At 67.1% G+C, this 12625-nt stretch carries 15 protein-coding genes and 1 pseudogene; 7 read left to right on the top strand and 9 right to left on the bottom strand.

Features of this window, described 5'->3' with window-relative positions:
* The first annotated feature begins 797 nt into the window (after window positions 1-797).
* Window positions 798-1175, top strand: coding sequence for a bactofilin family protein (locus ABNX41_RS20775; RefSeq protein WP_438671604.1), 378 nt, complete (start codon window positions 798-800; stop codon window positions 1173-1175).
* Between the two features lie 339 nt (window positions 1176-1514).
* Here ABNX41_RS20775 and ABNX41_RS20770 read toward each other — a convergent pair whose 3' ends face one another.
* Window positions 1515-1943, bottom strand: a complete 429-nt coding sequence (locus ABNX41_RS20770; RefSeq protein WP_438671603.1) for a DUF1489 family protein — start codon at window positions 1941-1943, stop codon at window positions 1515-1517.
* A gap of 522 nt (window positions 1944-2465) precedes the next feature.
* Between ABNX41_RS20770 and ABNX41_RS20765 the strand changes: the two genes are divergently transcribed.
* Entirely contained in the window at window positions 2466-3209 is a 744-nt protein-coding gene (locus ABNX41_RS20765) for a hypothetical protein (protein ID WP_438671602.1), read from the top strand.
* Between the two features lie 240 nt (window positions 3210-3449).
* Complete coding sequence (gene nikR, locus ABNX41_RS20760; protein ID WP_438671601.1) at window positions 3450-4262, top strand: nickel-responsive transcriptional regulator NikR; 813 nt, start codon at window positions 3450-3452, stop codon at window positions 4260-4262.
* Here nikR and ABNX41_RS20755 read toward each other — a convergent pair.
* Window positions 4259-4732, bottom strand: coding sequence for a hypothetical protein (locus ABNX41_RS20755; RefSeq protein WP_438671600.1), 474 nt, complete (start codon window positions 4730-4732; stop codon window positions 4259-4261). The two genes, nikR and ABNX41_RS20755, sit on opposite strands and share 4 nt — an antisense overlap.
* 205 nt (window positions 4733-4937) lie before the next feature.
* Here ABNX41_RS20755 and ABNX41_RS20750 point away from each other — a divergent pair, with 205 nt between their 5' ends.
* Complete coding sequence (locus ABNX41_RS20750) at window positions 4938-5255, top strand: ribonuclease E inhibitor RraB (protein ID WP_438671599.1); 318 nt, start codon at window positions 4938-4940, stop codon at window positions 5253-5255.
* A gap of 173 nt (window positions 5256-5428) precedes the next feature.
* Here ABNX41_RS20750 and ABNX41_RS20745 read toward each other — a convergent pair whose 3' ends face one another.
* Both ABNX41_RS20745 and ABNX41_RS20740 read right to left on the bottom strand, forming a co-directional pair.
* A complete protein-coding gene (locus ABNX41_RS20745; protein ID WP_438671598.1) occupies window positions 5429-6226 on the bottom strand; it encodes an inositol monophosphatase family protein in 798 nt (265 codons plus the stop codon).
* A gap of 103 nt (window positions 6227-6329) precedes the next feature.
* Window positions 6330-6689, bottom strand: a complete 360-nt coding sequence (locus tag ABNX41_RS20740) for a helix-turn-helix domain-containing protein (RefSeq protein WP_438671597.1) — start codon at window positions 6687-6689, stop codon at window positions 6330-6332.
* 395 nt (window positions 6690-7084) lie between these two features.
* Between ABNX41_RS20740 and ABNX41_RS20735 the strand changes: the two genes are divergently transcribed.
* Window positions 7085-8065 carry an NADPH:quinone oxidoreductase family protein gene (locus ABNX41_RS20735; protein ID WP_438671596.1) on the top strand — a complete coding sequence of 327 codons (981 nt, stop codon included), beginning with the start codon at window positions 7085-7087 and terminating at the stop codon, window positions 8063-8065.
* Between the two features lie 9 nt (window positions 8066-8074).
* Here ABNX41_RS20735 and ABNX41_RS20730 read toward each other — a convergent pair whose 3' ends face one another.
* On the bottom strand, window positions 8075-8926 hold the full coding sequence (locus ABNX41_RS20730) for a LysR family transcriptional regulator (RefSeq protein ID WP_438671595.1): 852 nt from the start codon (window positions 8924-8926) through the stop codon (window positions 8075-8077).
* Between the two features lie 110 nt (window positions 8927-9036).
* Here ABNX41_RS20730 and ABNX41_RS20725 point away from each other — a divergent pair, with 110 nt between their 5' ends.
* Window positions 9037-9288, top strand: coding sequence for a DUF1127 domain-containing protein (locus tag ABNX41_RS20725; protein ID WP_438671594.1), 252 nt, complete (start codon window positions 9037-9039; stop codon window positions 9286-9288).
* A gap of 172 nt (window positions 9289-9460) precedes the next feature.
* Window positions 9461-10237, top strand: coding sequence for a Bax inhibitor-1/YccA family protein (locus tag ABNX41_RS20720; protein ID WP_438671593.1), 777 nt, complete (start codon window positions 9461-9463; stop codon window positions 10235-10237).
* Between the two features lie 56 nt (window positions 10238-10293).
* Here ABNX41_RS20720 and ABNX41_RS20715 read toward each other — a convergent pair whose 3' ends face one another.
* From ABNX41_RS20715 to ABNX41_RS20700, 4 genes and pseudogenes are all read right to left on the bottom strand, one after another.
* The gene (locus tag ABNX41_RS20715; protein ID WP_438671592.1) at window positions 10294-10818 is read right to left on the bottom strand and encodes an AAA family ATPase; all 525 of its coding nucleotides are present in this window, start codon (window positions 10816-10818) and stop codon (window positions 10294-10296) included.
* 158 nt (window positions 10819-10976) lie between these two features.
* The gene (rpmG, locus tag ABNX41_RS20710; RefSeq protein WP_017928995.1) at window positions 10977-11144 is read right to left on the bottom strand and encodes a 50S ribosomal protein L33; all 168 of its coding nucleotides are present in this window, start codon (window positions 11142-11144) and stop codon (window positions 10977-10979) included.
* 625 nt (window positions 11145-11769) lie between these two features.
* A pseudogene (locus ABNX41_RS20705) lies at window positions 11770-12325 on the bottom strand (IS66 family transposase); the annotation flags it as partial.
* 6 nt (window positions 12326-12331) lie between these two features.
* Window positions 12332-12625 (bottom strand): hypothetical protein (locus tag ABNX41_RS20700; protein ID WP_438671591.1); only part of this gene is annotated, 294 nt, incomplete at its 5' end.

Genomic DNA, 12625 nt, shown 5'->3' with positions numbered 1-12625 from the left:
AACCTCAAGGCCGAAGCGCCCGTCACTTCCCGCCAGCACCGCGCCGCTTCCGCCGCGCTCAACCGTCCGTTCCGTTTCGGTGAGCCGGTATCTAGGCCCCACAATCAAATCCCGCAAGTGAAAAAATGCAGATCATGACGTTTTTCTGTCAAAGTCCCTGTTTTTCTCGGTTTCAGCGGCGACCCTCTGCCCGAATTCGCGCAGTTATCCCCCGGCCGGATGCCGATCTGTGGATAAGTCTGGCGAATCTTTGACGAATCCCGGCCGAATCTCTGCGCTGTCGATGCGATTCCCGGGCAGGAAACCATCACGGCGATAATGCCTTCAGCGATTCCCGCTTCGGGAAACGCCGCGACAAGCCGTCGACCAGCACCGGATCGGCCGCAAGCGAGACTGGTCGCCCCTTCCAGGGATGCAGCCCTCATCCGGGCGCGCGACACATTCTCTCACCGGCCTCGCACCCCCGGCCCTGCCCGGGACTCGGACCAGGGCCATCGCCGGGATCGAGCAATCCAGCGCCAACGCGGCAGCCAAAGTCCGAACCCAGCGGGTCGCATGGCTCCACAGCAGCGCTCCCTCCCTGCGTGCCATTATCACGCGAATCGCCCCGCCGACCTGCGGGTCACCGGGTCAGGCCTACCCCCCACCGGCGCCCCGATCCGGCCCGGAACCCGCCCCGGCCCCGCATCGGGCAAGCGGGAATCCCCGCGCCCCGTGCCGTCGGGGCGCCGCGCCTCTTGACCATGGCCGCCCGATCTCACCTTATCATCGCAATCTTTCCTACAGGAAGTTCCAGCATGTTTCCGAAAACCGCAGACCAGACCGCCGCGCCGCCGATTCCGGCCCGCAATCCGGGCAGCAATGCCGGAAAATCCGTGCTCGGCACCGACCTGAAGATCACCGGCGAGATCGTGACTTCGGGCGCGGTCGAGATCCTTGGCGAGGTCGACGGCAATATCGCCGCCGATGCGCTGACCGTCGGGCATGAGGGCCGGGTCTCGGGCGCCGTCCGGGCCACCAATGTCGAGGTGCGCGGCCGCCTCGACGGCCGGGTGGACAGCGAAAGCTTCACCATGCGCTCGACCTCGCAGGTGCTGGCCGATGTCAGCTATACCTCGCTGGTGATCGAAAGCGGCGCGCAGATCGAGGGGCGCTTCTCCAAACCCGCGCGCTGAGGCCAGAATTCACCGAAGTCAACCGAAGACAGGGGGGCCAATCGCCCCCCTGTTTCATTCGGAGAACCCTCTTGCCCCAGCCCCTGCCTCGGGCGCACCCGGTGGAAAGGCGGGCGGGTCCTGGCGACCGGACGGTAGATCTCGTGCCCCCCCTGCGGCAGGTGCGAAGATCAGCCATTTTCTCCGGCTGACCGGGACGCGACACCTCGGCCACGCCCCGCCTATCCGGCGGCGCCTTTCCGGTCCGCCGCGATGCAGATCCCCGCACTCGATTTCAGCCGCCAGACCTGGGAAAAAGCCGGTGCGGGGCGGAGCCTCCCTACATGTCCGCGCAGTCCCTCACCTCAGCCCGATTTCGGCCAGCGCCTGCGCCAGGGCGGGGGGCAGCGGATCGTCCCGCTCGCGTTCCGGCGCCAGGTCGCGTGGGCTTTGCGCCGGATCGAGGTAGCGCCAGCCCTGGAACGGGCGCCGCGCCGCCGCCTCGGTCCGGTGGATCCGGCGGTCGAGCAGGATGGCGCAGCGCGCTATTCCATCCTCGCCCCGCACCTCCTCCAGCCCGAGGATGCGCTGGCGGCACTGGATCACCCCCTTGATCACCCAGTAGAGCGAGCCGCCCCCCAGCACCTCGGACTCGCGGCGCGGCCACATGCGGGTGACATGGGCCGCGCGGCCCTCCGGCCAGCGGGCCTTGTTCTCTTCCTGCCAGAGCGCGAGATCCTCGACGCTTTCGGCACCCACGCAGAGCTTGACGATGTTCACGATTCCCATGCCCGCAGCATAGGCCAGCCCCCGGCGCCCGCAAGCGGGGAGCCATGGGCTTTCACCCGCCGACGAGGGGGAAATCGGGGCCATTGGCCTTTGGCCCCGGCATGTCCCGAAGCCCCCCCTGCCCCGGGCTCCGCCGGGAAAGTGCGGCGATCCGCGGCATGATCGAGCGCCGCCTGATCTCGACCGGCGCCATCTCAGGCAAAAGGCTGGGCCTGCAATCCAACCCCGGCGCCGGGCCTGCCTGCGCCGCCTGCCCGTCCCGGGGCCACAAAGAGATGCACACTCATGACCGCGCCGCCTACGGCCGCTCGAAATACGGCCCCCTGGCTGATCCAGACCCGCGCAGATCGTTTCAGATCCCGGGCCGCCTCGGCGCCCCGCTTTTCGCCCAATCGGCAGGTAAAAGCGCCCATTCTTTCATCATCGCACCAGTCCGCCACCGCCACAGGATCGGGCGGCGATTGCCCGGCCAGAATGCATTAGTCTTACTTTTAAAATAAATCATACAAACCGGGAGAAGCCATGCGCAACCGCTCCCTCGCCTGCCTTGCGGCGGCTTTGGCCCTGCAGGCCGGAGCCGCCGACGCCGAACTGGCCTTTTTCGCCTATGGCGAAGAGCTGGCGACCGAGGGCTTCCTCGAACTGCAGCTGACCCGCGACGGCTGGGAGATCCGGTTCGAGCAGATCCTCGTCACCCTCGGCCCCATCACCGCCTATCAGGTCGATCCGCCCTTCGCCGCCGCCGGCGGCAGGCCACAGGCCGCAACGCAGGTCACGCTCGATCCCTGCGGGCCGATCACCCTGGACCTGACCGCCCGGGCGGAAGACCGCGCAAACGGCCGACGCGTCCATATCGGCAGCGCCCCAACGCCCGAAGGCCATTACAATGCTCTGGAATGGTCCGTGGTCCCCGCGCCTTCGGGCGAATGGCGGGGCAAGTCCATGATCTTCATCGGAACCGCGCGCCGCGACGGCACCACCCTCCCCTTGACCCTGACCAGCGACGACCGCCATCCCTATAGCTGCGGCGAATATGTCGGTGAGGGACACAAGGGATTCGTCCCCACCCAAGGCAGGGGAGAGCTGGAGCTGACTTTCCACCTCGACCATATCTCCGGGGGCGCCGACCGCGCGGCCGGGGATCCGATGAACACTGGCGCCCCGGGTTTCGACGCCTTCGCCGCAGGGGGCATGCATGAGGTCGACCTCTCCGGCCTGCATATCGGCCATGTCGAAGAGGGCCACTGTGCCACCCGTTTCGAATAGGCCGGGGCGGCGGATGGCGGCGCTTTTGCCCGACACCGCCGCAAGCCATGCCGCCCGGACCGAGGCGACCGAGACCCGGGCGATCACCATCCGCGCGCTTTACGACACCGGCGCGCCCATGGCCGGGGCGCAGGTCACGGTCTTCGCCCCCGACGATCCGGCCCACCCCTGGCAGAGCGGAGAACCGGATCAGGGGGGCGGTTCACCTTCCTTCCCGACGCGATCGACGGGATCTGGGCGATGCAGGCCCGGCAGGCCGGTCACGGCGCCATCGCCAATATCAGTTGGGCCGCCGATACCCCGACCGAGGCATCGACCACCGCGCCCGTCGGCACGACGTTGCAACGGCTGGTGATGATCCCCTCGCACGATCTGGAGCTGCTGCTCGAACTCTGTCCCCGGAGCCTCGTGCTCGACGGCGGCCGCATCCGGGCCGACGGCCCCACCTCGGCGCTGCTTTCCGATGCCGCGCTGATGGCGGCCCATGGCCAGAAGGTGCCCCATTCCCTGCACCCCCGCCCAAAGCGGGTGACAGCGGTGCAGGGCGGGCTATGCTGCGCAAGAGACGGGCGCAGGCAAGGCACGGCGGTGCAGCGGATTGCCGTCACCATCGACGACACGCTGCTGGCGCAGCTCGACGCCTATATGGCGCGCTCCGAGGCGCTGCGCGACCTGGTACTGCGCGCCCTTACCGCCGGGCCGGGCCAACCGCCGCAGGCCGAATGCATCGGCGTCATCTCCTACACGCTGGACCCGACCCTGCGCGAACTGAGCCGCCGCGTGCCGCAAAGCCGCCACAACCGGCACGACCACAGCATCGCCGCGTTTTCGGTGCCGTTCGACCATCGGGCGGCGGTCGAGGTCTCGGTGATGCGCGGGCGGGTCGATCAGGTCTCGGCCTATGCCGAGGGGCTGTTCCTGGAACGCGGCATCAGGCATGGCGCGCTCTCGCTCATCTCGATCCGCACCGAGGTCGAAACCCATGACCATGGCGCGGGCAAGGCCCACAGCCACAGCCATCTTCGGGTGCAGGAAAGCTTCCAGGCCCCCTAGCGCCGGGCACCGAACCCGACCAGCCCGGCCAGAAGCAGCGCGAGCGAGCCGATCCCCCAGGCCCAAAGCCCCGGCCCCGCGATGTCGCGCAGGATGTCCAGCGCCCCCGTCAGGTTGCCCGACAGGTCCAACGGCAGGCCAAGCCCCGCCACCCCGTCGCGCGCCCGCAGGTACAGATAGCCGACAAGGCCGACCGGCAGCGCCCCGGCCAGCAGCGCGAGCGGCCGGAGCGCCAGCCCCACCACCGCCAGCACCAGAAACACCGCCGCCAGCACGAAACCGGCGGCCAGGACCAGCACCTCGACCGGCGCCGCCTCGACCGCCGCGCGCAGCCCGTCGAGCGAAAGCTCGATCCCGCGCAGATAGTCCCATGGCGTGGAGCCCGGCGAAAGCCGCGCATTGCCCGCAAGCCAGGGCAGGAACAGGCTGACGACGACGGCGGCGGCGGCAAGGATGGCAAGGGCGCGCATGGGCGGCTCCGGTTTCAAAAGGGGCGGGTTGGCAGGGGGCGGTTTCAAAGCGGCGGGCTAGGTGGCAGGCTAGACTGGGGCCGGATCAGAGCGCCCCCCTTTCCCGGGGTCAAGGGGGCAAACCCCTCCCCACCGGAAATGACGCCATAGAACCGGCCCCTCGAATGGGAATTGAGCCGCAGGCGGCGGCAGGCTATCACAAGCCATGAACCATGATTACGCCCGCCAGCGCCGCGAGACCATCGACACCTTCCGCCAGTCGAAAGGCGTCAAGCTGCCGCCGCGCGCGGTGGTCGATTACGCCTTTTTCATCGAGGAGAACGACGCGGACTGGGCCGCGCTGGAGCGCGCCCTGCGCGCGAAGGGGTTCCGCACCCGCCGCCTGAAGGACGGCGAGACGCTGATCGCCTCGATCGGCCCGGTGGCGATCAGCGCCGACGAGATCTGGCGTTGGGAAGAGCTTGCGACCCAGATCGCGCTTGCCCATGACTTCTATCCCGACGGCTGGGAACTTGACCTCTGACACGGCCGGGGCCCCCGCGTCTGCGATCCCGGGCCCGCGATGGCGCGGCCCTCCACCCTCGACTCCGCGCAGACCCGGCTCGGGGGCCCGGTTCGGGACGCGTGGCTCCGGCTGGCAAAGCCAAGGGGGCCCAGGCGCCGCCCGCCCTGCCGTGCCGTCATTGGGACCGGCGCTCAGGCGTTCAACAGCGCCAGCGCCTCGGCATGGATCTGCGGATTGGCGGCGGCAAGGACCCGCCCGCCCATCGGGCAAGGCCTGCCGTCCCAGCCGGTGACGATGCCGCCCGCCGCCTCGATCACCGCGATCGGGCCCTGCACGTCATAGGCATACAGCCCCGCCTCGATCACAAGGTCGATCTGCCCGGCCGCGATCAGCGCATAGGCGTAGCAATCCATCCCGTAGCGCACCAGCCGCGCGCGCTCCGCCACCTTGCGAAAGGCCGCCGCCTCGGCCTGGGTGCCCAGTTCGGGGAAGGTGGTGAAGACGATGGCCTCGGACAGCGGCCGCGCCGGACGCGCCTTCAGCGCGCTGCGACCAAGCGGGCCGTTCACCTCGGCCCGGCCGAAGCCGCCCTCGAACCGCTCGCCGATATAGGGCTGGTCGATGAGGCCATAGACCGGGCCATCGGCGTCCGAGACCGCGATCAGCACCCCCCAGGTCGGCGTGCCGGACAGATAACCCCGCGTGCCGTCGATGGGATCGAGCGCCCAGGTCAGGCCCGAGCGCCCCTCAACCCGACCGAATTCCTCGCCCAGGATGCCATCCTCGGGGCGGCGGCGGGCCAGGATCTCGCGCATCCGCTCTTCCGACAGGCGGTCGGCCACGGTCACCGGATCGAACCGCGCGGCATCCTTGTTGTCCGCCGACAGCCCGGCCCTGCGGAAATGCGAAAGCGTGGCGACCCGCGCCGCATCCGCCAGCTCATGCGCGGTCGAGATCAGATCCGCCGCCACATCCGATGCGATTGTCATGAGGTTTCCCCAGTTACCGTCCTGCCTGGCGCTAACGGGCGCCGAGGCAGGGGTCAAGGGTGGGATGCGGGCCGCGCCATGTCGGCGGGGCCCGACACCGCTTTCAGGCCGCGTCCGACAGCACCCGCGCCAGATCGAACAGCCGCCGCCGCTGCGCCTCGGGGATGGCGTAATAGGACCGCACCAGCTCCAGCGCCTCCTTGTCGGCCATCATGTCGCCGCGCGCGCCATCGGGCAGGTCGCTCTCGGCCAGCCCCTCGAAGAAGAACGAGATCTGCACGCCAAGCGCGTCCGAGATGTCCCACAGACGCGAGGCGCTGACCCGATTCATTCCGGTTTCGTATTTCTGGATCTGCTGGAACTTGATTCCGACGCGGTCTGCAAGCTGCTGCTGGGTCATTCCGACCATCCAGCGCCGATGGCGGATACGCTTGCCGACATGAGCGTCAACGGGATGCTTCATTCTACTCGACTCCATGAACACGGGCACACTGTTTGGACCAACCTGATCCAAGCGCAGGATATTCCACTCCAACAGCGGGAAATCCAACGATTTTTTCCCGTTTTCCGAAAGTGCCCGCAAACCTGTCCATTTGGACAGTCGATACTATACGCTTGCATAGTTGCCAGGCCGAAATCCCCCGCCCGCGCCCTGCGCGTGAAGATGAAAGCGGCAACTCTCCTCCAGATAGAGCGCCACAAACGCGAATCATCTTTCCGCACGGACCACCCCCGAGGACCGCGACCGGAGCAGCCCCGCAGCACTCCCGGGATGGCCCGGCGCGGGCCCATCTGGCGCCATGGCGGGCCAGGGGTTAGGCTGGCCCCGTCGGTGGGGGCTTCCATGGGAGGAAACGGATGAAAGCCTGGCAGGTCGAGGCGCTCGGGCAGGCGCCGGTGTTGCGGGATCTTCCCCGTCCCGCCCCCGGCCCGGGCGAGGCGCTGGTTCGCGTCGCGGCAGCGGGGTTGAACTTCGCCGACCTGCTGATGGCCGAGGGACGCTACCAGACCCGCAGGGCGCCCCCCTTCACCCCGGGGCTGGAGCTTGCGGGCGTGGTCGAGGCGCTCGGCCCCGGCCAGCCCGCGGGCAGCGCCTTGCAGCCGGGCGCGCGGGTGGCGGCCCATGTCGCGGGCGGGGCCTTCGCCGGTCACGCGGTGGTGCCGGTGGCCCATCTGGTGCCCCTGCCCGACGACATGCCCTTCGCGATCGCGGCGGGCTTCCTGATCGCCTATGGCACCTCGCATCTGGCGCTCAGCGTCAAGGCGGGCCTCGGCGCGGGCGAGACGCTGCTGGTCACCGGCGCGGCGGGGGGCGTCGGGCTGACGGCGGTCGAGATCGGCCATGCGCTCGGCGCCCGGGTCATCGCCTCGGTCCGGGGCGAGGAGAAGGCCGCCATCGCCCGCGCCGCCGGGGCGGATGAGGTGATCGACAGCACCGACCCCGACCTCAAGGCGCGGCTGCGCGCGCTTGGCGGCATCGACGTGACCTATGACACCGTGGGCGGCCCCGGCTTCGACGCCGCCATGCGCGCGACCCGGCCGGGCGGGCGCATGCTCGCCATCGGCTTCGCCGGGGGCGAGGTGCCGCAGGTGCCGCTCAACCAGCTTCTGGTGCGCAACATCACCGTGATCGGGCTGTGGTGGGGCGGCTATCTGGACTTCGCGCCGCAGGTGCTGAAGCAAAGCCTGGCCGAACTGACCCGCTGGTGGCAGGAGGGACGGCTCAGGCCACATGTCTCGGCCAGCCTGCCCTTCGACGCCCTGCCCGAGGGGCTGGAACTGATCCGTTCGCGCCGCGCCACCGGCAAGGTCGTTCTGCTCGGCGCCGGGGCGGGTTGAGCCGCCCGCTCAGCCGCCATAGGCGCAGCGCAATTCCGACACCAGCGCCTCGGTCACCTCGTCCCGCCGCCGCCCCGAGCGGTAGAGCGCGACCTTCATCTCGCCCAGCGGGGGCAGCGCGTTTTCCGAGGTGATCAGGCCGCAGCCCTCGGGGATACCGCCCATCATCCGCACCGTCACCGCCAGATCGGCCGCCACCGTGGCCTCGACCGCGTGCTCGCTTTCGCCGCCGGTGGCCATCTCCCAGTCGATCCCCGCCCGGTCCAGCGCCGCCTGGGCCGAGGCGCGGAAGATGCAGGTGTCCTTGAAGCCCAGCCGCAGCGGCCGGTGCTGCCAGGCCACGCCGTCGACCGCGCCGACCCAGAGCAGCGGGCGCACGGCCAGCACCTCGGCCCCTGGATCGGGATTGTCCTCGGTCGTCAGCATCACGTCGAAGCCGCCGCGCTCGAATTCCGGCTTCATCAGCATGGTGAATGAAGAGACCAGATTGACCCGCACCCGCGGATAATGCTGCGTCAATCGCTTGAGGATGCCCGGAATCGCGGGATAGACGATGTCATGCGGCACGCCAAGGCGGATCGAGCCCTCGAAGGCGGCCGAGCTGAACCGCGCCACCGCCTCGTCGTTCAACTCCAGCATCCGGCGCCCGAAAGGGATCAACTGCTCGCCCGCGGGCGACAGCGCCAGCCTGCGCGAGGCCCGCAGGAACAGCGGCAGGCCAAGCGATTCCTCCAGCCGCTTGATCTGCATCGAGACCGCCGACTGGGTCAGGTTCAGGTAATCCGCCGCCCGTGTCACCCCGCCGACCTCGGCCACGGTGACGAAGGCGCGCAGCGCCGTCAGGTCCAGATTACGCCTCATATCTCCATCCTTGATGCAGCAGACCACAAACATTCGTTTCAATTATGGGGCAAACTGCCGCATGACTTCAACCTGCTTGATGAAGATCCGACCGATCATCACCGGATCAGATGAAATGGGAAAGCGACATGACCGATTGCACCGATTCCGCCCACCCCTCATCCGCCCGCCTCTCGCCCGCGCAAGAACCGCGCCCCGGCCTGCCCAGGCTTCTCCTCTTCCTCCTGGGCCTCAGGCGCGAGCGTATCCAACTGGCTCAGCTTGACGATCATCTGCTCCTCGATATCGGCCTGAGCCGGGACGAGGCCCGGATCGAAGCCGAACGCCCGATCTGGGACGCGCCCGAATACTGGCGGCGCTGACGGCCCCGGACCTGCCCCCGGCCCGATCCGCCCGGCCCGGCGGCATTGTATCAATGAACGCATTTTTCATACTGAAATCCTTGAAAAGAGACGCCAACTCCCCGATATTCGAGGTCACTAGGTGCGCCGGTTCCCCCGGCGTTGCCCTCAGGGACAACATCGGAGGCTCAATATGGCTCAATATGAAACGGTTCGCGGTGTAGGCGTCGGCGCCCGCGCCCGGATCGACGAGGGGCTTCGCGCCCATATGAACAAGGTCTACGGGCTGATGTCCGTGGCAATGGTGATCACCGCCGCCGCCGCCTGGGCGATCTCGGGCCTGGCCGTGACGACAGACCCGTCCTCGGCCGTGGCGGAATTCGGCAACGGCAAATATCTGACCCAGCTTGGCTATGCGATCTACGGCTCGCCCCTGAAATGGGTGGTGATGTTCCTGCCGCTGGTCATGGTCTTCGCCTTCAGCGCGATGATCAACCGCCTGTCGGTCTCAGCCGCGCAGCTTTTCTTCTACGTCTATGCCGCGGCCATGGGCCTTTCGCTCAGCTCGATCTTCCTGGTGTTCACCGGGGCCTCGATCGCGCAGACCTTCCTGGTCACCGCCATCGCCTTCGCGGCGCTCTCGCTTTACGGCTATACCACCAAGCGCGACCTGTCGGGCCTTGGCACCTTCCTGGTGATGGGTCTGGTCGGCCTGATCGTGGCGATGATCGTCAACATCTTCCTGCAATCCGACGCGCTGGCCTTCGCGGTTTCGGTGATCGGCGTTCTGATCTTCGCGGGCCTCACCGCCTATGACACCCAGAACATCAAGAACACCTATGTCCAGCATGCTGCGGCAGGGGATCAGGAATGGCTCGGCAAGGCCGCGATCATGGGCGCGCTGAACCTGTATCTCGACTTCATCAACCTCTTCATGTTCCTGCTGCAATTCATGGGCAATCGCGAGTGATCGCCCACGGCGGATGAAGATGCGAAGGGCCGGGTATTCCCCGGCCCTTTTCCGTTTCAGCCACCTTGTTCCAGGCGGGACAGCCATTGCGCCACCTCGCGCGGCCTGCGCAGGTGAACCAGCTTGCCCGCCGCGTGTTCCGAGACGGCCAGGCGCTCCATCGCCGCGCGCGCGCTATGGTGCGTGTTCCAGATCCAGGCCCAGAAGGCGAAGGTCTCGCGCCCCAACCGCTCGGGGCAGCCTTCGGGCAGATCCGGGCGGCTCCGGCCATAGGATCGCACGAGCCGCCAGAGGACACGACGAAAGCGCAGCCCCAGCGGCAGGTCGAGCCAGACCAGCAGATCCGCCCGCTGGATCCGGTTCTTCCAGGTGGCGGAATGGCCGCCCTCGAAAATCCAGGCCTCACCCGCCTCGACCTCAAGGCAAAGCCGGGTCTTCTCGGGCCTTGACCGCTCGACCCAGCCCGGTTGCCAATGGATCCGGTCGATATGGACGACCGGCAGGCCGGTGATCCGCCCCAGCTCCCGCGCCAGGGTCGATTTGCCCGAGCCGGGCTGGCCGATGATCATGATCCGCCGCATGGAGCCCTCCCCTTCGGAGGAACGCCGGGGAACGCCCCGGACACGCACATGTGCAAACGAAGGAACTCGCAAACGAAAAGGCCGCACCCGAAGGCGCGGCCCCTTGTTCCCGCAAGACCATGGCCCCGTGGGACCGCGATCTTCAAAACCGGCAGATCTTACTTGATCTTGCCTTCCTTGTATTCGACATGCTCACGCTTGACCGGGTCGTATTTGCGCACGACCATCTTCTCGGTCATGGTGCGGGCATTCTTCTTGGTCACATAGAAGTGCCCGGTGCCCGCCGTCGAGTTCAGACGGATCTTGATCGTCGTCGGCTTCGCCATTTCATTTCTCCTGCATCGGGAGAAAGCTGCTTCCCCCGCGAAATCCTGAAACCCGCCTTTTACGCGCGAAGGAAGAGGAGTCAACAGCCAAAGCGAAATCCGATGCAGTTTCCCGGCACGGGGACGGCCGCGGCAAATCGCCCGCCATCCGCACCGCGCCTGAGGGCTGCCGGGCTCCGGCCCATCTGGTTCGGGACTGCCTGGTTCGGGACTGCCTCGCCCTGGCCCATCCGCTTCCGGCTCCCGGATATTGGCCCCTCGGTTTCTGGCCAGTCGGATGCTGATCCCCGGTTACTGACCCTGACGGTGTGAAACCACAACCGAGGCAAACGATGCCCGGAAGGACGTTCTTCGATGGACGATGCCTACGACATTGCCCCTTCGAATGCCGTTCGGGGTCACCTCCGAGGCAGGATGCTCCCGGTAAATCCCTAAACCCGGGCTTTCCCACAGCCTCGTCCCACCGCAGTCTGACCGAGGCTGTGGGAAAGCTCGCCAGCGGGCACAATGCCCGGGACAGCGCTTTCAATTTGCAAAGCGTCGCGACAGCATCCCTCCGCGTATCGGTGAGGATGGACAAAGAGAGGATTCTCGCGAAAACCTCGATATCGTAAGCGCTGTCCCGTCACACGGTGACGGGGTAGTTCCACGGGAACAGGTCGTCGATCTGGCCTTGTTTGTGGCCTTTGACGATGGCGGTGAGTGTGGCGGTCAGCCAAGCGTGGGGATCGACGCCACTCATCTTACAGGTCTCGATCAGCGAGGCGATGACGGCCCAATTTTCGGTTCCGGCGTCATGGTCGGCGAAGAAGGCGTTTTTGCGGTTCAGGGCGATGGGGCGGATGTTGCGTTCGACAGTGTCGTTGTCGATCTCGACGCGTCCATCGGTCAGGAAGCGGCCGAGACCGGAGACGGTATTTGGCGATGTAGGCGAGCGCTTCGCCCAAGGGTGACTTTGCCGATGCGCGGGCGCGGTGGTGGATCAGCCAATCGTCGATATGGGCGAGGATGGGGGCGGAGCGGTCTTGTCGGGCAGCCAATCGCGTTGCGGGATCGCCACCGCGGATCTCGGCCTCGATGGCATAGAGATCGCGGATGAGGGCCACGCCTTCCTCGGCAATCGGCGCGGGTCCGGTGCGGGTGATCTCGATCAGCTTGCGGCGGGCGTGGATCCATGTGTAGATGCCCTAATGAATGCAAGGGATTTCTGATTTCAGAACATGTGATCGATTGCCTTCATGTGTCAGGCCTTCAGTTGTGGCTTCATGTGCCACTGGCCGGTATGGCGATACGCGGATCTGGTCCAAATCAACAATCAGAGCTGTCCATCTCTCTGGGCACATATAGTTAACGGTGACGTTTCCCGCTGTGGCTAATCCAGTTTGAGTTAGACACTGGCCCAACCGCGAGGACCAGAGATGACGCGCGGCAGATTCACCGAAGATCAGATCATCGGCATTCTGAAAGAGCACGAGGCGGGC

The organism is Pseudogemmobacter sonorensis (assembly GCF_042762395.1).
Lineage (GTDB): Bacteria > Pseudomonadota > Alphaproteobacteria > Rhodobacterales > Rhodobacteraceae > Pseudogemmobacter > Pseudogemmobacter sonorensis.
Note: the sequence above shows the minus strand (reverse complement) of the source record. Positions and strands in the feature narration are given on the sequence as shown.